This window comes from Citrobacter sp. W9 (genome assembly GCF_026719375.1).
GTDB classification, from domain to species: Bacteria; Pseudomonadota; Gammaproteobacteria; order Enterobacterales; family Enterobacteriaceae; genus Citrobacter; species Citrobacter werkmanii.
The window spans coordinates 169991-194402 of record NZ_JAPPTE010000005.1 but is presented as its reverse complement, the minus strand read 5'-3'; the positions used below and the strand labels follow the sequence as shown (position 1 = coordinate 194402).

Below are 24412 nucleotides of genomic sequence, written 5' to 3'. Positions count from 1 at the left end.
GACGCTCGCTCAGGATCCGCTTTCCCGGAAGCACACTCCGATGAGGATAGAGTATCTCGCGTTAACTGAACCGCCCGACCCGTGCCATGGTGCTCTGTGGCTAATTTTCTATTTAAAAATTTTCAGGAATGCCGTGCATGGATGATTTGACCCTGCGCTATTACGAAGCAGAGATGCGTTACCTGCGTGAGGCGGGTAAAGAGTTTGCCCGAGCCCATCCGGATCGGGCAGCAATGCTTAATCTGGATAAACCCGGCGCCCGCGATCCCTATGTGGAACGTCTGTTTGAAGGCTTTGCCTTCCTGATAGGCCGTCTGCGTGAAAAGCTGGATGATGATCTGCCGGAAATGACCGAAGGGCTGGTAAGTCTGCTGTGGCCGCATTATATGCGGACTATCCCGTCGCTGGCCATCGTCGAGTTCTCTCCTGACTGGCGTAGTCTGCGTCAGGTTGAAATGCTGGCGGAAGGCTTCTCCGTTTTGTCACGTCCTGTCGGGCCGCATAGAACCGCCTGTCAGTACCGGACGACCCGCGATGTGCCGCTACAACCACTGCACCTTGCAGATGCTCGCCTCCATACTGAAACCGATGGCCGCTCTGCTATCCGTCTGCGCTTCGAATGCCCTGAAAAAGTGGACTGGAGTAAAGCCGGGGTAGACAAAGTCGCCATTTTTCTTAACGCAGAGAGTCCGGTTAGCTCTGCGCTGCATCTGGCAATGACCCGGCGTGTACATGCAATGTATGCCCGTCATGCCGGGACGCATACTGAACGTTATCAGTTTGATGGCTGGTGCAAACCCATGGGTTTTGATGACAATGATGGCCTGTGGAAGAAAGCCGATACTGCCTTCAGTGGTTACCAACTACTGCTTGAATATTTCAGCTTCCGTCCAAAGTTTATGTTCGTTGAGCTGCGCGGCCTCGACGCCATCGGGCTCAATGCGGCCAGCACCTGGTTTGAAATCGACATTGTGCTCAGTGAAGCCTGGCCATCCGATCTGCCTTTTGAGACAGAAAACTTCCGGCTGCACTGTGCCCCGGTCATCAATCTTTTTACCCTCGAAGCCGATCCGCTGACACTTGATCCGCTGGATAACGAATACCTGCTCAGGCCGCTGCGTCTTCAGGATGGTCACACCGAGATTTACAGCGTCGATAACATCCACGGTGCGGTGAAGAATGGTAAACACCCCTATGTACCGTTCACCAGTTTCCGGCACCGGGGCGGTATGATGCGCCACGATGCCCCTGAACGTTATTACCACACCCGCGTGAAACGCGGCCCCTCTGGCCTGTATGACACCTGGCTAATTCTCGGGGGACGTTCATTCGAGCTGGAGCAACTGTCCGAAAAATCAGAATCCCTCTCGATGCGAATAACTGGCACCAACGGCCAGCTTCCGCGCAAAGCGCTGGAAAGTACGCTCCTGGACAGAGTGGTCAAAACCGGCAAAGTGCCCGTCAGGGTACTGAACGTCACAGCACCGACGATGCCGCTATATCCCCCGGCAAACGACCGTTTTCACTGGCGGGTGATGAGCCACCTTGGTTCAAACTTCCTCAGCATGATGGACAATCCGGAGGTTCTGCGGGGCACGCTGGCGCTCTATGACTGGACCGACGATGAAATGAACCGACGTCGGCTTGAAGCAATTGTTGCCGTGAAGCACACCCTGATCCGCCGTTTTGAGAAGGGCTTTATGCTTCGGGGCGTGGACATAGAGGTCACGCTGAACATGGATAATTTTGCAGGCGAGGGCGATGTAAATCTCTTCGGCGAGATGCTGCACCGGTTCTTCGCGCTCTATGCCGATATTCACCTTTTTAACCAGCTCACGCTGGTACTGCAGCCGACAGGAAAACGACTGAGATGGCACGAGAATCACAGCCAGCACGTACCGGGCTGACGCTGGCCCTTAACAAAGACATCTGGCGGGCCAATTTCTATCGTTTCTGCCAGTTGCTGGAACAGGAAAATCCGGACGCGCCAAAACTGGGCGCCACCAGCCATCCGGGCGATGATCCGGTACGATTCAGACCCTGGCCTGGTATGGGTTTCCCGGTCAGTACCCTCAAAGCGGTGGAGACCGACGAAGACCATCCGACATTACCCCCAACGGTCCGCACGACATTTCTCGGGATGTATGGGGTGGACTCCCCTCTGCCGACGTCCTGGCTGGATGATATTGCGCAGCGCCGCGAAGGACACGAGGCGGTCACCTCATTTCTGGATATTTTCAGCCACCGCATCACCACGCAGTATTACCGGATTTGGCGAAAATACGCGTATCCGGCGACGTTCGAGGCGGGTGGCCGCGATGCCACATCACAGTGTCTGCTGGGGCTGGTGGGACTCGGTATACCAGGCACGGCGGAACAGGTGGCGACACCGGTTTCCCGTTTCCTGGCCCTTCTGGGCACCATGCGTTTGCCCACACGCAATGCCGAAGGTATCCGGGCCCTGGTAAGCCTGCTGGCACCGAATACCCGGGCATTCATCACCGAACCCGATCCGGTTAAGGTCCATATCGAAAATCGCAGTGGGCTGGGCACCGAAAACTGCGTCCGTCTTTCGCAGCGGGCCACGCTGGGTAAAACGGCAAAGGAATCATGTAGTCGTGTGCTGGTGACGCTGGAGACAGCGGACCCGGATGAGGCGGAAGGTTGGTTACCCGGAGGTGTCCTCCATACCGATTTGCTGGTCCTGCTGCGTGTCTATCTCGGCTACCGTAGCGATGCCCGACTGAGCCTCACCGTACCCGTGCGGTTGTTGCCTGAGCCGCGACTTGGCAAAGGCAGGCGTATCCAATTGGGCCGTACCGGTTTGCTGGGCCTGAAAGCAGGCAAATTCAGCAATAGCCGGGAGAGTCTCACCGTCAGTCTGGGCTGCTATGAAGGGTTGCAATGTTCTGCGCTCCCGCCCGCTGAAGACGGACATTACCGCTTCGAATAATTACGTACTCCCTCTCTCACAAAAGGAACTTTTGAATGACAACAGTAACCCGCTGGCGGGCGCTGACACTTATTGCCTGTAGCCTGCTCGCTGGCTGCGGTCTGACGCAGACCGTCACGGACGGTACGGTCAGCATCACGAATTCCATCTTCTACAAGAAAATTAAAACGCTGCATCTGGATTTTACTCCGCGCACGGCCGTAAACGCCGATGGCGCACAGACGCCGCTGGCGACAATGGTGCGAGTCTATCAACTCAGGGATCGTAAAGCGGTTGAAGCCGCCGATTACCAGACGTTGCTGCGCCAGGCCGATACGGTACTTAAAGAGGATGTGCTGGCGGCGAAAGAGCTGCTGATAATGCCCAAAGGCAGCGTGACGCTCAATATGCCTATGGATGAAGACGCTCACTTCGTGGCGGTGGTGGGGCTGTTTAATCGACCGGATCAGAAGGAGAATCGTTGGCGCCTGGTGCTGACCCGTGACGAGCTCGACCCGGACAAACCCCGTAAGATTGAACTGGGTGATGGCTGGCTCAGCCTCGTGCCGGTAAAGGAGTGACGTGATGGATAACTGGCCAGCGCTTTTTGACGGACAAAACCGCTATATCCTGATGATCAATGACAGCCCGGTAAAGCCGGATGTTCTGCGTTTTCGCGGCAGGGAAGCTCTGAGCGAGCCGTTTTCGTGGGAGATTGCATTCACCACACCGCAGGAGAACATTCCCCCGGAACAGGTACTGATGAAATATGCGACGTTGCTGATGCGTGGCGGTAAAAATGTCCATGGAATAGTAACCCACCTGGAATGGCTCTCCACCTCAGAAGACCAGTCTCACTACAGTCTCACACTCAGTTCCCGCCTGGCGTTGCTGTCGGAAACCCGGCAGTGTCGCCTGTTTCGGTTCCAGTCGGTACCGGAGGTGGTAGAACAGGTGCTTCGCGAACATGGGCTGGAAGGGGCCGATTTCGAGTTTCAGCTGGAACGAGGCTACCCGGATAGGCGTCTGATAACTCAATGGCGGGAAAGCGATTTGCAGTTCATCCAGCGTATTCTTTCTGAGGTAGGGATATACTGGCGCACGGAGATGGATAACGCCCGTGCATTGGATACGTACGTTTTTGCTGACAGCCAGCTTGGCTACCGGTTTGGTGTGCGCCTGCCCTATAGCGAACCGTCCGGTTTGAATGACAGCGCCGAAGAGTCGGTATGGGATTTTCGTACTACGCATAAAGTGGTCACCGGTAAGGTCAAGACACGTGACTACAACTACAGCAAGGCTTCCACGCCGATGGATGCGGCGGTCAGCGTGCGCAGTGATGCTGTCACCACCGGGGAGCATTACCGCTACGCAGCGCCTTACCGTGACGCGGGTGATGACACCAGTCCGGAGCCGGAGACCGAATCCGGCGCCTTTTATGCCCGCATCCACCACGAGCGGGAGCTCAACAAATCAGCCCGCATCCACCTGTACAGCAACGCTGCCCAACTCACCCCTGGGCAGGTACTCGAGCCGCAGGGGAATGTGATAGCCGACCTGAAAGAAGGTATGATCCTCACCCTGGTGACCTTCGAGGGGGCTCGTGATTCCCGTCTGCACGTGTCTGTCTGGGGAATGCCTTACACTGAGCGTTACTGTTTTCGCCCGGCGGAAATCCCGCGTCCGGAAATTCACGGCACGCTTCCGGCCCGAATTGAAAGCCGGGAAAAAAATGACATTTACGCCCATATGGATGATCAGGGGCGCTATCGGGTGAAGCTGGACTTCGACCGTGAAAATACGGAGCCAGGTTACGGCTATTTGTGGCTGCGAATGGCGAAGCCGACTGCCGGTGAAACGCTGGGCTGGCATACGCCGCTCACTGACGGGACAGAAGTGGCGATAGCGTACAGCAACGGTGATATTGACCTGCCGTACATAGCATATGCGCTGCACGATTCCGAACATCCCGACCTCGTGAACCGGGACAATCACACCCGGAACATCCTCCGGACACCGGCCAACTCAAAATTACGCATGGAAGACAAGCGCGGTGAGGAGCACATCAAGCTCGCCACGGAGTATGGCAGGACGCAGCTCAACAGCGGGCACCTGGTGGACAGCCAGCGGCAACTTCGCGGCACAGGAGCTGAGCTGCGTACCGATGAGTGGGGAACGATACGCGCCGGGAAGGGGCTGTTTGTCAGTGCGGATGCACAGGCAAAGGCGCAGGGTGACGCGCTGGACAGGGACGCCGCGCTGAAGGAAATCGGTCAGCTTAATCAGCATCTGCAACAGCTGGGAATGGCGGCAGAGCAGGCGCAGTCCCTGAAGGCGGATATCGACAACCAGATACAGATGTTTGAGCAACGACTGAAACCGCTCAATGAAGCCGTGCTTTTCTCGGCGCCTGAAGGAGTGACTCTGACCAGCGGGGAGCATCTGCAAATGACAGCCGCGAAGAATGTTGCTGTCAACGCAGGAGGTGATATCAGTGTCGGAGCGATGGGCAATATGACAGCGCTAGCCGGGGATAAGCTGGGGGTGTTTACCCGGAGCGGACAACTGAGCCTGAAATCCGGCGAGGGGCCAGTAGAAGTACAGGCGCAAAATGCCAGCATGAGCTTGTTTGCAGAGAAGAAGCTGACTCTGGGTTCGGCAAGTGATATTTCCATTACCGGGAAGAAGCGAATTACATTAATTGGCTGCGGCAGCTACCTGCGGCTTGATGCTGGAAAGGTTGAATACGGTACGACTGCAACCTATCAGCGTAAGGTAAAAAAAACGATGGCGGCTGGCAGCGCGACTCTGGAGCAACATCCAGTAGCGTTGCCAGCAGCAGTATCGGACGAAAAAATCAGCAGCGACATGTTATTACGCAAACCAGGAGAAACCGATACTCAGTGGGCTGAACGTCTGGTGAAACTAAACGTAGCTGCCCGACTTATTGAGCAGAAAACCGGGATTCCTCGCTCCCGTATCGCTAAATGGCCCATCTACCGAAAAATTATAGAAGAACAAAATCAGGCCAAAGCAGAGAAAACCCAGGGGAGACAACAAGCCGCTCAACTTATGTGTGATAAAGATATCGTTACCCATAAAGATCTTGTCGTGATATCAAGGAAAACCGGTATTCCAACGGGCACTTTGCGGCGTATGGACGAATATCGCGCCCGGAGGCCTGAGAAACAAAAAGAAACCAGGATACAGGATAAAGAAAAAGCGAAGAAACTCTTGCTTGAAAAGCGGTCGGTGAGAGCCATTGCAAAAGAGACTCAGGTTGCCGAAAGAACATTGCATAACTGGAAGCATGATCTTAAGAATTTAAAAACAAATGATGTTGCTGCCTCAGTCTCTGAAAGAGAAAATGTACTGATGAAGCAAATTGCGACAATAAAACAGGTGGTCGGCAAGGAGTGTAATGCTGTTCAATCTGTTCAGATAAAAATGAAAGCCTTATTGAGTTCTGCTATTGACGAACTGGATCCCTTTGTTCGGGACTGCACAACAACAGCAATTGGGGTGGATAACAACAATCAATATTACCTTTCATCAAGTAGCTATCCTGTTTGTCAGAAATTAAAAATCTGGGCACGTAGTCATCGTATCACTGTTGTGGAAGATGCCGGGCATGCCGAGGCCGTTTTGGTTAATAAGGTCAGCAAAATAAAACACATTGAACCCTCCCGGGATGTTTGTCTTGAATGCGAGCATAAGATGCTGAAGCATCATGTCACCACCAGTCGGCCTTTTTCACATAAACTTAGCAAAGGCCAACGCACCGGAAAGTCTTATACCGAGGAAGAACGCCAGTTCGCTAAAACCATGAAGGCAGAATCTTCGACAAAAGCAAATAATGTAGCCAAAGCAAGACGCCTTTTAGTCGAAGGTGATTTATCTCTCACCGATATTGGGAGGCAGACCGGAATTAATAAAAGCACTATGGTTTCATGGCCAGAACATAAAATCTGGGTGGAGAAACAGAAAAAACGTAAAGCAGGTGATCCAAGGAAAGCTAAGGCATTAGCAATGTCCCTGGAGGGGATTAGCCAGAATGAAATTGCAAACAAACTCAAAACTTCAAAAACCAAGATAAGTCAGTGGATAAAAGAGTCTAAACAAAAGAATACTGACTACGCCATACCTACGACCTCAGGTAAACGAGCAGCTTTGCGGCAGGGGCTCAGTCACACCACGCGTGCGCACATGCAGTCTTCATTGCGAAGTGAAATTCGCGTAGCATCGGAGGGCCTTAATCAGCAAGGATTACTTCGCTGGCTTCAGGAACCCGGTATGAGTCAACATTCTTACCATGACATACTGGATGTGCTGGAAGAGGAAGAAATCGATTTTAATATTAACGATTTTATCAGTGCATGGAACGCGACAGGGCGCCCGTTACCAGAATAGAAAGAGGCAATGTCTCTCAGTGCTATTATTGTAAGCCGACACGGTAACTTACTCTTAACGAATCATCACATAGTCAGGAAGTTGAAATGTATAGCAATCACTATTTTGGTAAGTATGCTGAAGATATCGAGAAACTCGATTTTCACCGAAAGTTAATGCTGGGTGTTTTAGTTTTGCGTGATCTAAGTAATTGTGTCGCGCACTTTGATGGTATTTATGATGAGAAGCTTCTCCCGTTTTATGAAAATATGATTAATGCGTTGAAATTAGCTTCGGCTTCTGGATTGCCTGCTTCATCCTTATGCCATTTACGGGATGCCTGTATAAGGAGAGTTCCTGATACGGACACTTTCCCTGCTAAAGAAGGAACATTTGCTCAATATGCAATGATTAGCGCCTGTTACCTGCTGGCATTTGCGTTGGAATATAATGTCGGAGATTTTTATCGTTCACTGGACTTTTATATTGAGAATCTCTGTGCTCAGAACCAGTGTGCGGAAGAACCATTAAATGATGCGATGCTAAATGAATACATTACAGCAATATGGGCCTCTTTAATCGCAAGTCTTGAACAGGAGGCGCACATTACTTCTGCGGCTGATGGGATGAAATGAATTTATCATATCCATAACAGAAAAACGAAGTCTACACGCGCAGAAATTCACCTTCTCTTTATAAACTGCTTACCAGCAGTTTTCATGGGGAGTTACCGAGCTATATCGTCAGCAAAAAAGAACAGTTGATCCTGTCGGTAACGAAAGCGTCAGAGCCTGGAACCTTGAGGTTTTATGATAATGAATAATCCTGACCCATCTGAAAGGGTGTAGTCCGTCTCGTCGGGAGCTGCATTTTTAATCTGAATATTAGTTAAGGCATAGATATCTCTCCCGACGTTCTGACTGTGTGAGAGTAATGAAAAGAGATACTTTTGTTCGTGGCTGCGAAAGCTATCGGCTGGAAATGGTGGGATACTGATTTCGGCCCTAAGCCTTGCGTGGTACGGGGTTCGTAGGATTATTTAGCAGGGGATGTAAGCGTTCGGAATGTCCCCTGCAGGAATCGAACCTGCAACTAGCCCTTAGGAGGGGCTCGTTATATCCATTTAACTAAGGGGACGAAGCGGCACGAGTATAGCGTTTTTTACCCTCAACGGTAAGTCTCAAGCCGCCTGACTGCTCAAACAGTCACCATTCAAGCCTGTTTTTTCTGGTTTTTCTGTTTCGATTCTTCGCGTTTTGCTTGCTGCCTGGCTTCTTCCTTGCGTTTGTTGCTCATATCATTGCGGATCTGCGCGTGGCTCATCAGCGCAAAGATAAACGTACCGCCGCAGATATTTCCGGCGAGTGTCGGTAACGCAAAGGGCCAGAAGAAATCACTCCAGTGCAGCGTACCATTAAAGACCAGATAGAGAATTTCCACCGAGCCGACGACGATATGCGTGGTATCGCCCAGCGCAATCAACCAGGTCATCAGAATAATGACCACAATCTTCGCCGCACCGGCCGCAGGGAACATCCAGACCATTGTAGCAATCAGCCAGCCAGAAATAATCGCGTTAGAAAACATCTCTGTTGGGCTGTTTTTCATCACGTCCATACCGATTTTGACAAAGGCGTCGCGGGTCTCTTCATCAAAAATCGGCATATATTCAAAGGCCCACGCCGCAATGCCGGTACCGATAATATTACCCAGTAAAACTACACCCCACAGGCGCATTAGCAGACCAAAATTGCCGAGGGTAGGATTTTGCATAACCGGTAGTACGGCAGTGACGGTATTTTCGGTAAAAAGCTGTTGGCGGGCCATGATGACGATGATAAACCCGAAGGTATAACCAAGGTTCTCGAGTAGAAATCCACCTGGCACGCTTTCTAACTGCACGTGGAAAATCCCTTTTGCCAGTAACGAGGCGCCCATCGACAGCCCGGCAGCGATGGCCGACCACAGCAGCGCCATCGCATCGCGTTCCATCTCTTTCTCCCCATCCTGGCGGATATGTTCATGAATCGCCATGGCGCGCGAGGGGAGTCTGTCCTCATCGACCTCTATCTTTTTACCTTCTAACTTTTCATCACTTTCGACCTGGATTTCGTCGCTGTGCCGATCAATTTTTTCTTTCTCAATATCATTCATAGCCGAATCCTGCATAAGCACGTATTGCTAAAGCGTAGCGGTTTTTATCCGAAAATCAGCGGGAGAAAGTCTGAGATAGCAAAAATGGTAACGTTTGTTTTTATCGGGTTAGCTAAAATAGAACCGCCGCGTAGTGTGCATAACCAGGCTATGATCAAATCAGTAAGACCGGGTATATAGACATCGTTTGACGTGCTGTTACAATCGCTCACATCTTAACAGGCGGATACGTCATCGTTCCGTCATGGATGGCAATCAGCGATAGCCATATTACACAGGGAGACACTTATGAAGCTTCGCCTGTCGGCGCTTGCGCTGGGAACCACACTTTTGGTGGGGTGTGCGAGCTCCGGTACTGAACAGCAGGGGCGTTCGGATCCATTTGAAGGGTTCAACCGCACAATGTACAACTTTAACTTTAATGTTCTAGATCCCTATGTTGTTCGACCGGTAGCAGTAGCCTGGCGTGATTATGTCCCGCAGCCGGCGCGTAATGGTTTGAGCAACTTTACGGGCAACCTTGAAGAGCCGGCCGTCATGGTCAACTATTTCCTGCAAGGCGATCCTTATCAGGGGATGGTGCATTTTACCCGTTTCTTCCTGAACACCTTGTTGGGTATGGGCGGCTTTATCGATGTGGCGGGTATGGCGAATCCGAAGCTACAGCGCGTTGAACCACACCGCTTTGGCAGTACGTTAGGCCACTATGACGTGGGTTACGGACCGTATATGCAGCTTCCGTTCTACGGTAGCTTCACGCTGCGCGATGATGGTGGCGATATGGTGGATACGCTGTATCCGGTACTGTCCTGGCTGACCTGGCCGTTGTCGATAGGTAAATGGACAGTCGAAGGGATTGAAACCCGCGCACAGCTGCTTGATTCCGACGGTCTGCTGCGTCAGTCTTCCGACCCTTACATCATGGTACGTGAAGCCTACTTCCAGCGTCATGACTTCATCGCGAACGGCGGGAAACTTAAACCAGAAGAAAACCCGAACGCGAAAGCCATTCAGGATGATTTAAAAGATATTGATTCCGAGTAAGGAATTGAGGCAAATAAAAAGGTGAGCTAAAAAAGCTCACCTTTTTTAATGTCTGCAGAAAATCAGAATGCGTAGTTGAAGTTGGTACCGAACAGCCAGGCTTTACCTTCAGAATCGAAAGTATACGGGCCTTCTTTGACGGTCACTTTCTGACCGTGCATATAAGAAACACCAACATCAATAGATGCGTCATCATTGAATGCGTAAGTCGTACCCGCGCTCAGCCACAGGCGGTCCTGGTCTGGAATGGAGATGGAACGCTTGCTTGCAGGAACCGGGCTGTCGTCATAGGCGATACCGGTACGGAAGGTCCAGCTTTTATCCATATAGTAGGTCGTGCCCAGCGCGATGCGGTAAGAATCCTTAAAGCCTTCTTCTTTATAGAACAGCGTCTGGCCGTTGGTGCCGGTTGCTTTCAGCTCCTGGAACTGGCTCCAACTGGTATAAGCCATGCTGTAGTGAATAGCCCATTGCGGAGCGATGCGGTTATAGCCCGACAGTTCCCACATTTCCGGCAGGTTCAGCGTCAAAGAACCCGGGACGGTGGCATTGGTTGTGCCCCATGGGAACGCGGTGCCTGCGCCAGGTAACGCATTGGCCTGGGAACGAATACCGCTTTTGTAATCACCATCGAAGTCGATTTTAACTTCAGAGCGGTAGGTCAAGCCGTAACGGTTATTTTTATCCAGCTCGTACAAAATACCGGCGTTCCAGCCGTAGCCCCATTCGTCACCCTTCAGGCTGGCGATCTTCTGGCTTACTTTCGGCAGTGCGGCGGTCTGCTCACCGGAATAACGCTCAATTTTAGCATCGGCGTAAACGGCATTAAAACCAACACCAAAGCTCCAGCTGTCATTCAGACGGTAGGCACCGCTCAGGTTAAGGTTGACCGTTTTAAGATCAGTCTTCCCACCGTACTCACCGACGATATAGCTGTCATTAAACTCGGTTGCCAGACCATAGTTTGAGGTGACAGAAGCCCCCCAACCAAACTGCTCGTTGATAGGCATCACGAAGTGAGCGTTGGGAACCCACGCTGTAGGGGCGATGTTATCTGCGTCGGTGCTACGTCCGGTGAATGGCGATTTACCGGAAATATTAACGTCTGGATCGATATACACCGCGCCCGCAGAAAAAGTGGGGCGATCGAACATCATAATCAGTGCCGGGTTACGACTGGCGTTACCTGCATCATCTGCAATAGCGCCTTCACCCGAATATGCCCGGCCAAGGCCAGAGGAAGAAAATTCGTTTAACTGAAAGCCTGCAGACCAGGCCTGTGTGGAGATAATTGCCACTGCGACTGCGAGAGCAGACTTTGTAAACAGGGTTTTCTGGCTCATGACCATAACCTCATAGATTTATTTTTATACAAACAATGTTACATACCGTAACAGGAGCGCGAAGTGTAGGGTCTGAGGTACGACATAGAAATCAGACCAGTGCCGAGAGTATAGGTCTGACCAGCTGAAATGTTGCAAGTATGTTTATAAATATTTTCAATTCTGATCTCGGAAACGCGATCCAGCTGGCAAAATTGCGGGTATGCGCACTCACCTGTTTGGGTGATTTTTGTTTTAGATCATTTTTAAGTGTGATTTCGGTCACTTATCGCATTTCATACAATTAACGACTGGAGAGGCGAAAGAGGGGAGCGTAAAATATCCCTATCGTTTATCTGGCACCTCAGGTGCGAATACAGAGGAAATCTACAATGAGTAAATGCAGTGCTGATGAAACCCCGGTTTGCTGCTGTATGGATGTTGGCACCATCATGGACAACTCCGATTGCACCGCGTCATACAGCCGTGTGTTCGCGAATCGCGCAGAGGCAGAAGAAACGCTGGCCGCTCTGACTGAAAAGGCGCGTGGCGTGGAATCTGAGCCTTGCCAAATCACCTCTACCTTTACCGAAGAATCAGATGGTGTGCGTCTGGATATTGACTTTGTTTTTGCTTGTGAAGCTGAAACGCTGATTTTCCAGTTGGGCCTGCGTTAATCCCTTCTCTTTATACCCTTGCTGCCTGGTAGCAAGGGTATTTTCGTAACAGTCAGTGATTATTCACTGTGTCTTAGCTCCCACTTTCTTTTCTCTCCGCTTGGCTAAATGTAAAAAATTGGTTAAGACTGTGATCAGGTCAGACCACTTATTTTTATTTTTTACAGGGGAGTGTTATGAGTCAGGCTTTACCGCTGGTTACCCGCCAGGGCGATCGCATCGCCATTGTAAGCGGATTGCGTACGCCATTTGCCCGTCAGGCAACCGCATTTCATGGCATTCCCGCCGTAGATTTGGGGAAAATGGTTGTTGGTGAACTGCTGGCGCGTAGCGAAATACCCGCTGATGTGATCGAGCAACTGGTCTTTGGCCAGGTGGTACAAATGCCTGAAGCCCCCAATATTGCTCGTGAAATCGTACTGGGAACCGGTATGAATGTGCACACGGATGCCTACAGCGTAAGCCGAGCCTGCGCTACCAGTTTCCAGGCAGTAGTGAATGTCGCGGAAAGCCTGATGGCGGGGACAATTCGCGCCGGAATTGCCGGCGGGGCGGACTCGTCGTCTGTCCTGCCGATTGGCGTCAGCAAAAAGCTGGCGCGCGTGCTGGTGGATGTCAATAAAGCCCGCACAACAGGGCAACGCCTGAAACTGTTTTCCCGGCTGCGTTTACGTGACCTGATGCCTGTACCCCCCGCTGTCGCTGAATATTCCACCGGCTTGCGCATGGGGGATACGGCCGAGCAAATGGCGAAAACCTATGGCATTACGCGCGAGCAGCAGGACGCCCTGGCGCATCGTTCTCACCAACGTGCCGCTCAGGCATGGGCTGAAGGAAAGCTCGCCGATGAGGTGATGACCACCTACGCGCCACCGTTTAAAGATCCTCTTTCCGAAGATAACAATATTCGCGGCAACTCTACGCTGGCCGATTACGCCAAACTGCGTCCGGCGTTTGACCGAAAGCACGGCACCGTTACTGCGGCGAACAGTACCCCGCTGACGGACGGCGCAGCCGCCGTGATATTGATGACGGAGTCGCGTGCGAAAGAGCTGGGACTGGTGCCGCTGGGGTATTTACGCAGCTATGCTTTCACCGCAATTGATGTCTGGCAGGACATGCTGCTGGGACCGGCGTGGTCAACACCGCTTGCGCTGGAGCGAGCTGGACTGACGATGACGGATTTAACCTTGATCGATATGCATGAAGCCTTTGCCGCACAAACGCTGGCGAATCTTCAGTTGCTGGGCAGCGAACGTTTTGCCCGCGAAGTGTTGGGTAGGGCACATGCCACTGGCGAGGTTGATGACAGTAAATTTAACGTGCTGGGTGGGTCTATTGCCTATGGACATCCTTTCGCTGCTACCGGTGCGCGAATGATCACGCAAACCCTCAATGAATTACGCCGGCGTGGCGGCGGCTTTGGTTTAGTCACCGCCTGTGCGGCAGGTGGTTTGGGGGCGGCAATGGTTCTGGAGGCGGAATAATGGAAATGACATCGGCTTTTACGCTAAACGTGCGTCTGGATAACATTGCTGTTGTCACTATTGATGTGCCCGGAGAGAAAATGAATACCCTGAAAGCGGAGTTTGCTTCTCAGGTTCGGGCCATCCTGAAACAAATTCGCGACAACAAAGCGCTGCGCGGTGTGGTGTTCATTTCAGCGAAACCCGATAATTTTATCGCCGGAGCAGATATCAACATGATTGGTAGCTGCCGCAGCGCGCAGGAAGCCGAAACGCTGGCCCGCCAGGGGCAGCAGATTATGGCGGAAATCCATGCGTTGCCGATCCCGGTTATCGCCGCGATTCATGGCGCATGTCTGGGTGGTGGCCTGGAGATGGCGCTGGCCTGCCATAACCGTATTTGTACCGATGATGCTAAAACCGTACTGGGTTTGCCGGAAGTCCAGCTTGGTCTGTTGCCCGGCTCCGGCGGCACGCAACGCTTGCCACGCCTTATTGGCGTCAGTACTGCGTTGGATATGATCCTCACAGGGAAACAATTGCGCGCAAAACAGGCGCTTAAAGTGGGGCTGGTGGATGAAGTCGTGCCGCAGTCCATATTGCTGGAAGCTGCCGTTGAACTGGCTAAAAAAGACAGTTCCTCACATCGGAGTCTGCCCGTACGTGAGCGGGTATTAGCGGGGCCGCTGGGGCGAGCGCTGCTATTCCGTATGGCCAGTAAAAAGACGGCGCAAAAAACGCAGGGAAATTATCCCGCGACGGAACGTATCCTTGAGGTCATTGAAACCGGCCTTGCCCAGGGAAGCAGTAGCGGTTATGACGCAGAAGCCCGCGCATTTGGGGAATTGGCGATGACACCCCAGTCTCAGGCGCTGCGGCACATCTTTTTTGCCAATACCGACGTGAAAAAGGATCCAGGTAGTGATGCAAAGCCCGGTCCGCTAAACAGTGTCGGCATTCTGGGTGGCGGTCTGATGGGCGGAGGTATCGCCTATGTGACGGCCTGTAAAGGTGGCTTGCCAGTACGTATCAAGGATATTACTGCTAAGGGAATCAACCACGCGCTGAAGTACAGTTGGGATCAGCTTGAAACGAAAGTTCGTCGCCGTCATATCAAAGCCAGCGAGCGCGATAAACAGCTGGCGTTAATTTCTGGATCTACCGATTATCGCGGTTTTGCGCATCGCGATCTGGTTATTGAAGCCGTGTTCGAAGATCTGGCGTTAAAACAACAGATGGTGGCAGAAGTTGAACAAAATTGCGCACCTCACACTATTTTTGCTTCCAACACCTCATCTTTACCAATTAGTGATATTGCGGCTAAGGCTGCCAGACCTGAACAAGTGATTGGTTTGCACTTTTTTAGCCCGGTGGAAAAAATGCCGCTGGTTGAGGTCATTCCGCATGCAACGACCTCTGAGCAAACTATTGCAACAACCGTCAAGTTGGCGAAAAAACAGGGTAAAACACCGATAGTCGTCAGAGATAAGGCCGGATTTTACGTTAACCGCATTTTAGCGCCTTACATCAATGAAGCTATACGCCTGTTAACCGAAGGCGAGCGGGTTGAAGCCATTGACGCCGCGCTGGTTAAGTTTGGTTTTCCGGTTGGGCCAATCCAACTTTTGGATGAGGTCGGAATTGATACGGGCACTAAAATTATACCTGTGCTTGAAGCGGCGTATGGAGAACGTTTTAGCGCGCCTGCAAATGTTGTTGCTTCAATTTTGAATGACGATCGCAAAGGTAGAAAAAATGGTCGTGGTTTCTATCTTTATGGGGCGAAAGGGCGTAAAAGCAAAAAACAGGTCGACCCTGCAATTTATACGCTTATTGGCGCTCAGGGCCAGGCTCGACTCACCGCCACGCAAATTGCTGAGCGGTGTGTCATGTTAATGCTCAATGAAGCAGCTCGCTGTTTCGACGAGAAGGTCGTCCGCAGCGCCCGTGATGGCGATATCGGCGCTGTATTTGGTATTGGTTTTCCGCCATTCCTCGGCGGCCCGTTCCGGTATATGGATTCCCTCGGCGCGGGTGAAGTAGTTGCGGTTCTGCAACGGCTATCAACACAATATGGCTCGCGGTTTACGCCGTGTGAGCAGTTATTGCTGATGGCGGAACGCGGTGAAAGATTCTGGAATAGTAGGGAAACTGACCTGAATTCATGAGGTCAAAGGTAGGATGAATCCGCACTGAATGTATGGCTCATGCTCAAAATGTAAACAGAGATTGACTATACTTACGCCGTTGAGGTAAAAAACAGCGTTTCATTCGGTGAATGGATAAGGCACAATGCCGGCCACCATATCGTTACCACGGTCAATAGGGGCCGTGATTAACTGGTGTTGGTGATTCTGGTTAACAAAAGCGGTGCAATATGCAAGTTTTTATCATGCGTCACGGCGACGCGGCCCTCGATGCCGCCAGTGATTCGGTTCGTCCTTTAACCTCTTGTGGTTGTGACGAATCTCGCCTGATGGCGAACTGGCTGAAAGGTCAAAAAGTGGATATCGAACGTGTTCTGGTGAGCCCGTTCCTGCGAGCCGAACAAACGCTGGATGTGGTGGGGGAATGTATGAACCTGCCAAGCGGCGTGGATGTTTTGCCGGAGCTGACTCCCTGCGGCGATGTTGGTCTGGTCAGCGCCTATTTACAGGCTCTGGCCAATGAAGGTATCACCACGGCGCTGGTGATTTCTCACTTACCTTTAGTGGGGTACCTGGTGTCTGAGCTTTGCCCAGGCGAAACTCCGCCGATGTTTACCACGTCAGCGATTGCCAGCGTTACGCTTGATGAAAGCGGAAAAGGGGTTTTCAACTGGCAGATGAGCCCGTGTAATCTCAAAATGGCGAAAGCGATATAAGTAGGCCGGATAAGGCACAACCGCCATCCGGAAAATAAAAGAGCCGCAAACGCGGCTCTTTCTGTTTTTCTGCATCAGGGAAGTTCTGGCGGCAGCCACTCTTCCACTTCAATCAGCACCAGCAGTGCGGCGTCGCCACCATACTCTTTTGGTGCCTGATGAAAGGCCATCACGTGCGGATGCTGTGCCAGCCAGAGAGGCGTTTGCTGTTTAAGAATATGCTTTCCGTGGCCATGCATAACGCAGGCGCAAAACACATGCTCACGACGACAGGCGGCGATCAGCGCGCCTAATTCCTGTTTGGCCTGTTGCTGGGTCAGTCCATGCAAATCAAGAAACAGCTCCGGGGAGTAGTCGCCACGGCGCATTTTCTTGAGTTCGAAATGGCTGACGTCGGCACGTAGATATCTTACCGGGCCGTCTGTGTTCAGCAACGGCTGAAATTCGTCAGAAAAATAGTGGCTGGCATCAGCCTGTTCCTGCAACAGCCTTTTAACCGGAACCTCGGTGATTTTTTTACGTAGCGGTCGGTGAACAATAGTGTCTTGCTTAATTTTACGCGTGCCGGTCATCAGCTGGCGAAACAGCGTCTGATCCTCCTCGCTGAGCGATGTTTTCTTTTTCATTCGAGAGTCTCATCTTTTATTTTCCGTTAGTTTAACCCGACTCGACGGGCATCCGATCGCTTAAAACGCAATTTTCGCGTTCAGGCCCGGTGTGGATGCTGATTTATCGCCGTCTTCGTGGCAAACTAGCCGCCGAAATTAATACGAGCATGCCCTGGAGGAATACGTGGATAAAATTTTCGTCGATGAAGCAGTGAGTGAACTGCATACCATTCAGGACATATTGCGTTGGGCGGTCAGCCGTTTTAGCGCGGCGAACATCTGGTATGGCCATGGCACGGATAACCCATGGGACGAGGCCGTACAGCTGGTGCTGCCGTCGCTCTATTTGCCGCTGGATATACCTGAAGATATGCGCACCGCGCGTCTGACCTCCAGCGAGCGCCATCGTATTGTTGAACGCGTGATTCGCCGCGTCAACGAGCGTATCCCGGTTGCTTATCTGACCAATAAAGCCTGGTTCTGCGGGCATGAGTTTTATGTTGATGAACGCGTGCTGGTTCCACGCTCACCGATTGGCGAACTGATCAATAATCGTTTTGCGGGCCTCGTCAATGAGCAGCCGCAGCATATCCTCGATATGTGTACCGGCAGCGGCTGCATCGCTATTGCCTGCGCGTATGCTTTCCCGGAAGCCGAAGTGGATGCGGTGGATATTTCCACTGACGCGCTGGCGGTGACTGAGCACAATATTGAAGAACATGGTCTGATCCATCACGTGACGCCGATCCGCTCCGATCTGTTCCGCGATCTGCTGAAAGTGCAGTATGACCTGATTGTGACCAACCCGCCGTATGTCGATGCGGAAGATATGTCCGATCTGCCAAACGAATATCGTCATGAACCTGAGCTGGGTCTGGCGTCCGGTAGCGATGGGCTGAAACTGACTCGCCGCATTCTGGGGAACGCTCCAGATTACCTGGCAGATAACGGTATTCTGATTTGTGAAGTCGGAAACAGCATGGTACATCTGATAGAGCAATACCCGGATGTACCGTTTACCTGGCTGGAGTTTGACAACGGCGGTGACGGTGTATTCATGCTGACCAAAGAACAGTTAGTTGCTGCTCGCGAGCACTTCAGCATTTATAAAGACTAAATACACGCGCACAAACACAACACTCATAACGGAGCCGTGATGGCAGGAAACACAATTGGGCAACTCTTTCGCGTAACCACATTCGGCGAATCACACGGGCTGGCGCTCGGTTGTATTGTCGATGGTGTTCCGCCGGGCATTTCTCTGACAGAAGCTGACCTGCAGCACGATCTCGACAGACGTCGCCCAGGTACGTCGCGTTACACTACGCAGCGCCGTGAACCGGATCAGGTGAAAATCCTCTCTGGTGTGTTCGAAGGCGTGACCACCGGTACCAGCATTGGTCTGCTGATCGAAAATACCGATCAGCGTTCACAGGATTACAGCGCGATTAAGGATGTTTTTCGTCCTGGTCATGCCGACTATACCTATGAGCAAAAATACGGTCTGCGCGACTATCGTGGCGGTGGACGCTCATCCGCACGTGAAACAGCAATGCGCGTGGCGGCAGGGGCGATTGCCAAAAAATATCTGGCGGAAAAATTCGGCGTTGAAATTCGCGGCTGTCTGACGCAGATGGGCGATATCCCGCTGGAGATTAAAGACTGGTCTCAGGTAGAGCTTAACCCGTTCTTTTGCCCGGACCCGGATAAAATCGAGGCGCTCGATGAACTGATGCGCGGCCTGAAAAAAGAGGGCGACTCCATCGGAGCAAAGGTCAGCGTGGTGGCAAGCGGCGTACCTGCGGGTCTCGGTGAACCTGTATTTGACCGCCTGGATGCCGACATTGCCCATGCGCTGATGAGCATTAACGCCGTTAAGGGCGTAGAGATTGGCGACGGGTTTGACGTTGTCGCGCTGCGCGGCAGCCAAAACCGTGATGAAATCACCAAAGACGGTTTCCAGAGTAACCATGCGGGCGGCATTCTGGGCGGGATCAGCAGCGGGCAGCAAATTGTTGCACATATGGCGCTGAAACCGACGTCCAGTATTACCGTTCCTGGACGCACGATTAACCGCTTTGGCGAAGAAGTCGACATGATCACCAAAGGACGCCACGATCCGTGCGTTGGGATCCGCGCCGTGCCGATCGCAGAGGCTATGCTGGCGATCGTATTAATGGATCACCTGCTGCGTCAGCGGGCACAAAACGCGGACGTGAAGACTGACATTCCACGCTGGTAATACATGAAAAAAACGGCACTTGCGGCGTTAGCTCTTTTTGCCAGCACCGCCTGCCTGGCGGCGACGCCCTGGCAGAAAATTACCCATCCGGTGGCGGGCAGCCCGCAGTCTATCGGCGCATTCGCCAATGGCTGTATTGTTGGCGCCGAGACGCTGCCTGTACAGTCTGAACACTATCAGGTGATGCGCACCGATCAGCGACGTTATTTTGGTCATCCGGATCTGGTGATGTTTATCCAGCGTCTGAGTAATCAGGCGAATAATCTGGGGCTGGGCACGGTGTTAATCGGCGATATGGGTATGCCGGCCGGTGGGCGGTTCAATGGCGGTCACGCCAGCCACCAGACGGGACTGGATGTCGATATTTTCCTGCAGTTGCCGAAAACGCGCTGGACCCAGTCACAACTGCTGCGTCCTCAGGCGTTAGATCTGGTCTCACGGGATGGCAAACATGTCGTGCCGTCGCTGTGGAAGCCGGAGATTTTCAGCCTGATTAGGCTGGCGGCAAAAGATAATGAAGTCACGCGCATTTTTGTGAATCCGGCGATTAAGCAGCAACTGTGTCTGGATGCAGGGACCGACAGGGACTGGTTGCGTAAAGTGCGACCGTGGTTCCAGCATCGTGCGCATATGCACGTACGATTACGTTGTCCTGCTGACAGCCTTGAGTGCGAAGATCAACCGTTGCCTCCTCCAGGCGATGGCTGTGGCGCAGAGCTGCAAAGCTGGTTCGAACCTCCTAAACCTGGAACCACCAAGCCTGAGAAGAAGACACCGCCGCCGTTGCCGCCTTCCTGCCAGGCGCTACTGGATGAGCATGTACTCTAATGGATCATTTTGTCTCTCTGTTTATGGTGTCGCCACTGCTGTTAGGTGTGCTTTTTTTTGTGGCAATGCTGGCAGGTTTTATTGACTCTCTGGCCGGAGGCGGCGGTTTACTCACCATCCCGGCATTGATGGCGGCCGGAATGCCGCCCGCGCAAGCGTTGGCCACCAATAAGCTACAGGCCTGCGGGGGATCCATCTCTTCCTCGATCTATTTTATTCGCCGGGGCGTGGTGAATCTGGCGGATCAGAAGCTCAACATCTTCATGACTTTTGTCGGTTCCATGAGCGGCGCGTTGTTGGTCCAGCATGTGCAGTCCGACATATTACGCCAGATCCTGCCGGTGCTGGTTATCTGTATTGGCCTCTACTTTCTGTTGATGCCCAGAGTGGGCGAAGAAGACCGGCAGCGTCGGCTGCACGGTTTGCCTTTCGCGCTGGTGGCCGGGGGCTGCGTTGGGTTTTACGATGGCTTTTTTGGCCCGGCGGCGGGATCGTTCTACGCGCTGGCTTTTGTCATGCTGTGCGGCTATAACCTGGCAAAATCGACGGCCCACGCCAAAGTATTAAATGCCACCTCGAATATCGGTGGACTGTTGCTGTTTGCCCTCGGCGGCAAAGTGATTTGGGCGACCGGGTTTGTGATGCTCATTGGCCAGTTCATTGGCGCACGGATGGGATCGCGACTGGTGCTCAGCAAAGGACAAAAACTCATTCGGCCAATGATCGTTATTGTCTCCGCCGTAATGAGCGCCAAGCTACTTTACGATAATCATGGACAGGAGATTCTCCACTGGCTGGGGATGAACTAATGAATAACACCCATCACTACGAACAGTTAATTGAGATTTTTAACGGCTGCTTTGCCGATGAATTTAATACCCGTCTGATTAAAGGCGATGACGAACCGATCTATCTTCCTGCTGATGCGGAAGTACCGTATCACCGTATCGTTTTTGCGCATGGTTATTACGCCAGCGCGTTACATGAAATTTCGCACTGGTGTATTGCGGGTAAAGCGCGTCGTGAACTGGTTGACTTTGGTTACTGGTACTGCCCGGACGGACGCGACGCGAACACGCAATGCCAGTTTGAAGATGTGGAAGTGAAGCCGCAGGCGTTTGACTGGCTGTTCTGCATGGCGGCGGGCTATCCGTTTAACGTCAGTTGCGACAATCTGAACGGCGACTTTGAACCGGATCGCGTGGTATTCCAGCGTCGTGTTCATGCCCAGGTGATGGAATATCTGGAAAAGGGGATCCCGGAGCGTCCAGCGCGCTTTATTAACGCGTTACAGAATTATTATCACACGCCTGAACTTAAGGCGGAACAATTCCCGTGGCCCGAAGCGCTCAACTGAAGCCGCCGCCACGTTTACAATGAGGAAAGAAGATGATCGCGGAGTTTGAATCACGCATTCTGGCATTAATCGACGATATGGTAGAGCACGCCAGCGATGATGAGTTGTTTGCCAGTGGCTATTTGCGTGGGCACCTGACGCTGGCCGTAGCAGAGCTGGACGCTGGCGAGGACCATTCCGCTGAGGCATTGTACACCAATGTGACCAGCAGCCTGGAAAAAGCGATTAGCGCAGGCGAACTTTCGCCGCGTGACCAGGCGTTAGTGAAAGAGATGTGGGACGCTTTATTTCAAAAGGCAACGCAATAATAATTGCAGTGGATTGTGCCGGATGGCGACGCTAAGGCGTCTTATCCGGCCTACATGGACTGACGATTCGGGTTCAGTTTGTAGGCCTGATAAGCGCAGCGCATCAGGCAATGATGAGAGAGTATTTTATTTCACCGCTTTACCCTTCAATAACTTCCTGACCCACAACCGATTCGGGTTCAGTGCCGCCAGCGTACTGGCATCCATAGGAATGGGTTCATCGCTCATTTGCGCTGCCAGAATTTCTGCACACAGCGGGGCTGAGCACAACCCGCGTGACCCCAGCGCGCCCAGCATAAATAGATCGGCATACACCGGGGCGCTTACCGCGTGCGCTTTGTCTTCGGCAAGCGTGGCGTACTGGCTGAGCGTGGCGTCAAAATCCGCGACATTGCCTACCATCGGGATGTGATCGCGCGTAGCGCAGCGGACCCCGCAGCGGGCGGCATGCGCACTGACGTCCACCTCTTTTGCCCAGGCGGCGTGCGGGAAGCAGTCGATTAAACGCTGACGATTTTGCTGCTGGTCGTCCTCGCGATACTCAGTCTCCTCACACCCACGATGATAGCTGGCGCCAATGCAGTGTTGCTGGTTTTGCGGGTCATGCGGCGTGAGGTAACCGTCGTAGCACAACACCTGGCGCAGCGCTGACAGCGTAGGTGTGGTGGGGATATGACTCACCTGACCGCCAACGGAATAGACCGGTAACGACTGCGTCTGCTCAAAGCGGTTAATGCGATGGCCGTTAGCCAGAACCACCGCTTCGTGAGTAGCGGTTTCTCCACAGGCAAACTGCAATTGCCAGCTTGCTGTCTGGCGCGTCAGTGAGACCAACGTGTGTTGGTAGTGGGTACGTAATCCCAGCGTTGTGGCATAGTCCAGTACGGCGGCGGTTAACTGCGCCGGGCACAACCATCCACCTGCCGGATACTGAATCCCGCCGCATCCGGTTTCCACGCCTGTCGTTTGCAACACCTGCTGTGCGTCTACGCCGACGGCGAGTGCATCGGGCAGTTCAAGAGACAGCATTTGAGTGATTTTCTGCTGGCTTTTTTCATCCCAGGCGAGCTGCGTCACGCCGCACCAGTCATGTGCGAACTCAACCGGAAGGGCGTCATACAGTCGGCGGGCGAAGGTAAACGCGGTGGGGAAAAAGAGATTAATGGCCGCATCATGCTTGCTGAGTAACGGATAGAGCGCGCCCTGACGATTACCTGATGCGCCTGCGGCAGGTTTTGCGTCCGCGCAATAGAGCGTGACCTGCCAGCCGCGGCGTAGTAGCGCCAGCGACAGCAATGCGCTGGCGATGCCACCGCCAATGATAGCGGCGTCGCGCTTATCTGTGCCCGTGCGCGTGAACCACGGAGCCGATGAAGGGAGCGCCAGAGTTTGTTCCATGACGCCACAAAGCATTTCGCGTTTGCGGCCAAAGCCTTTGCGTTTTTGCATTGTAAACCCGGCTTCCTGCAACCCCCGTCGCACAAAGCCTGCCGATGTGAAGGTGGCCAGCGTGCCGCCGGGGCGAGCCAGTCGGGCCATCGCGTTAAACAGCGTTGGCGTCCACATGTCTGGATTTTTCGCCGGTGCGAAACCGTCCAGGAACCAGGCGTCCACTTTTTGATTCAAAGAGTCATCCAGTTTACTGGTCAGTTCATTAATATCGCCAAACCACAGATCCAGCGTGACGCGCCCATTATCAAGAAGCAGACGATGGCATCCCGCCAGCGGCAGCGGCCACTGCTCTTGCAGTGCCGTGGCCCATGGAGCAAGCTCCGGCCAGTGCTGATGGGCCAGGGTCAGATCTTCACGCGTCAGCGGATATTTTTCGAAACTGATGAAATGTAATCTTTCCAGGGTAGCGTCAGGGTGGGTATCGCGAAAATCGGCAAATGCCTGCCAGAGCGTCAGGAAGTTAAGCCCGGTGCCAAACCCGCTTTCAGCCACCACGAAAAGGGGACGTGAATGCGCAGGAAATCGCTGTGCGAGATGATTCCCGCCGAGGAAGACGTAACGTGTCTCTTCCAGCCCGTTATCATTGGAAAAATAGACATCATCAAAATCTCGGGAAACAGGTGTACCCTCAGCGTTGAATTCAAGGTTGGCAGGTTGTATAGCGTATTGTTTCACGTAAGTTACTCGTCTGGCAGGCTGTGCCCCGATCTTAGCGATGAGTGCCTGGCTGCGCAAATTTCCACATTAAATGGCTGATCGGACTTGTTCGG

At 52.7% G+C, this 24412-nt stretch carries 19 protein-coding genes, 1 tRNA gene and 1 pseudogene; 16 read left to right on the top strand and 5 right to left on the bottom strand.

Going from position 1 to position 24412, the window contains the following annotated elements; genetic code table 11:
• Positions 1–137 precede the first annotated feature (137 nt).
• The 5 genes and pseudogenes from tssF (at position 138) to OOJ59_RS10485 (ending at position 7956) form a co-directional block, all read left to right on the top strand.
• The gene (tssF, locus tag OOJ59_RS10505) at positions 138–1907 is read left to right on the top strand and encodes a type VI secretion system baseplate subunit TssF (protein ID WP_160955519.1); all 1770 of its coding nucleotides are present in this window, start codon (positions 138–140) and stop codon (positions 1905–1907) included.
• A complete protein-coding gene (gene tssG / locus OOJ59_RS10500; protein WP_150345254.1) occupies positions 1871–2953 on the top strand; it encodes a type VI secretion system baseplate subunit TssG in 1083 nt (360 codons plus the stop codon). Before tssF ends, tssG begins: the two co-directional genes overlap by 37 nt.
• Before the next feature lie 35 nt (positions 2954–2988).
• On the top strand, positions 2989–3513 hold the full coding sequence (tssJ, locus tag OOJ59_RS10495) for a type VI secretion system lipoprotein TssJ (protein WP_160955518.1): 525 nt from the start codon (positions 2989–2991) through the stop codon (positions 3511–3513).
• Positions 3514–3517: 4 nt separating this feature from the next.
• Positions 3518–5737, top strand: a pseudogene (locus tag OOJ59_RS10490) (type VI secretion system Vgr family protein); the annotation flags it as partial.
• A gap of 1691 nt (positions 5738–7428) precedes the next feature.
• Positions 7429–7956 carry a hypothetical protein gene (locus OOJ59_RS10485; protein WP_137347704.1) on the top strand — a complete coding sequence of 176 codons (528 nt, stop codon included), beginning with the start codon at positions 7429–7431 and terminating at the stop codon, positions 7954–7956.
• Positions 7957–8386: 430 nt separating this feature from the next.
• Here the strand turns inward: OOJ59_RS10485 and OOJ59_RS10480 are convergent.
• A tRNA-Arg gene (locus tag OOJ59_RS10480) sits at positions 8387–8458 on the bottom strand.
• A gap of 75 nt (positions 8459–8533) precedes the next feature.
• Entirely contained in the window at positions 8534–9466 is a 933-nt protein-coding gene (locus OOJ59_RS10475) for a formate/nitrite transporter family protein (protein ID WP_110498802.1), read from the bottom strand.
• Positions 9467–9763: 297 nt separating this feature from the next.
• On the opposite strand from OOJ59_RS10475, the gene mlaA reads away from it, so the two are divergent.
• On the top strand, positions 9764–10519 hold the full coding sequence (gene mlaA, locus OOJ59_RS10470; RefSeq protein WP_038642393.1) for a phospholipid-binding lipoprotein MlaA: 756 nt from the start codon (positions 9764–9766) through the stop codon (positions 10517–10519).
• Between the two features lie 62 nt (positions 10520–10581).
• Here the strand turns inward: mlaA and fadL are convergent, their stop codons facing one another.
• Positions 10582–11862, bottom strand: a complete 1281-nt coding sequence (fadL, locus tag OOJ59_RS10465; protein WP_038642391.1) for a long-chain fatty acid transporter FadL — start codon at positions 11860–11862, stop codon at positions 10582–10584.
• A gap of 371 nt (positions 11863–12233) precedes the next feature.
• Here fadL and OOJ59_RS10460 point away from each other — a divergent pair, with 371 nt between their 5' ends.
• The 4 genes from OOJ59_RS10460 to sixA all read left to right on the top strand — a co-directional run bounded on the left by OOJ59_RS10460 (position 12234) and on the right by sixA (position 16847).
• Positions 12234–12518: a YfcZ/YiiS family protein gene (locus OOJ59_RS10460; RefSeq protein ID WP_038642389.1), complete on the top strand. Its 285-nt coding sequence runs from the start codon at positions 12234–12236 to the stop codon at positions 12516–12518.
• 176 nt (positions 12519–12694) lie between these two features.
• The gene (gene fadI, locus OOJ59_RS10455; protein ID WP_087857348.1) at positions 12695–14005 is read left to right on the top strand and encodes an acetyl-CoA C-acyltransferase FadI; all 1311 of its coding nucleotides are present in this window, start codon (positions 12695–12697) and stop codon (positions 14003–14005) included.
• A complete protein-coding gene (fadJ, locus tag OOJ59_RS10450) occupies positions 14005–16152 on the top strand; it encodes a fatty acid oxidation complex subunit alpha FadJ (protein WP_087857349.1) in 2148 nt (715 codons plus the stop codon). The genes fadI and fadJ overlap by 1 nt, the downstream gene beginning before the upstream one ends.
• Before the next feature lie 209 nt (positions 16153–16361).
• Positions 16362–16847: a phosphohistidine phosphatase SixA gene (gene sixA / locus OOJ59_RS10445; protein ID WP_038642383.1), complete on the top strand. Its 486-nt coding sequence runs from the start codon at positions 16362–16364 to the stop codon at positions 16845–16847.
• Between the two features lie 74 nt (positions 16848–16921).
• Here the strand turns inward: sixA and smrB are convergent, their stop codons facing one another.
• Positions 16922–17473, bottom strand: coding sequence for an endonuclease SmrB (gene smrB, locus OOJ59_RS10440; protein ID WP_006683613.1), 552 nt, complete (start codon positions 17471–17473; stop codon positions 16922–16924).
• Positions 17474–17639: 166 nt separating this feature from the next.
• Here smrB and prmB point away from each other — a divergent pair, with 166 nt between their 5' ends.
• The 6 genes from prmB to OOJ59_RS10410 are packed head-to-tail and all read left to right on the top strand — an operon-like array spanning position 17640 to position 22190.
• Positions 17640–18572 (top strand): 50S ribosomal protein L3 N(5)-glutamine methyltransferase, encoded by a 933-nt coding sequence (gene prmB, locus OOJ59_RS10435; protein WP_268063385.1) that lies wholly within the window; start codon positions 17640–17642, stop codon positions 18570–18572.
• A gap of 39 nt (positions 18573–18611) precedes the next feature.
• Entirely contained in the window at positions 18612–19697 is a 1086-nt protein-coding gene (gene aroC / locus OOJ59_RS10430) for a chorismate synthase (RefSeq protein ID WP_038642369.1), read from the top strand.
• A 3-nt stretch (positions 19698–19700) separates the two neighbouring features.
• A complete protein-coding gene (mepA, locus tag OOJ59_RS10425) occupies positions 19701–20525 on the top strand; it encodes a penicillin-insensitive murein endopeptidase (RefSeq protein WP_038642368.1) in 825 nt (274 codons plus the stop codon).
• Positions 20525–21334 (top strand): sulfite exporter TauE/SafE family protein, encoded by an 810-nt coding sequence (locus OOJ59_RS10420; RefSeq protein ID WP_038642367.1) that lies wholly within the window; start codon positions 20525–20527, stop codon positions 21332–21334. The genes mepA and OOJ59_RS10420 overlap by 1 nt, the downstream gene beginning before the upstream one ends.
• Positions 21334–21882 (top strand): elongation factor P hydroxylase, encoded by a 549-nt coding sequence (locus OOJ59_RS10415; protein ID WP_038642365.1) that lies wholly within the window; start codon positions 21334–21336, stop codon positions 21880–21882. Before OOJ59_RS10420 ends, OOJ59_RS10415 begins: the two co-directional genes overlap by 1 nt.
• Before the next feature lie 32 nt (positions 21883–21914).
• Positions 21915–22190 (top strand): YfcL family protein, encoded by a 276-nt coding sequence (locus tag OOJ59_RS10410; RefSeq protein WP_038642363.1) that lies wholly within the window; start codon positions 21915–21917, stop codon positions 22188–22190.
• Positions 22191–22316: 126 nt separating this feature from the next.
• Here the strand turns inward: OOJ59_RS10410 and mnmC are convergent, their stop codons facing one another.
• A complete protein-coding gene (gene mnmC / locus OOJ59_RS10405) occupies positions 22317–24317 on the bottom strand; it encodes a bifunctional tRNA (5-methylaminomethyl-2-thiouridine)(34)-methyltransferase MnmD/FAD-dependent 5-carboxymethylaminomethyl-2-thiouridine(34) oxidoreductase MnmC (protein WP_193157089.1) in 2001 nt (666 codons plus the stop codon).
• Between the last annotated feature and the right edge of the window lie 95 nt (positions 24318–24412).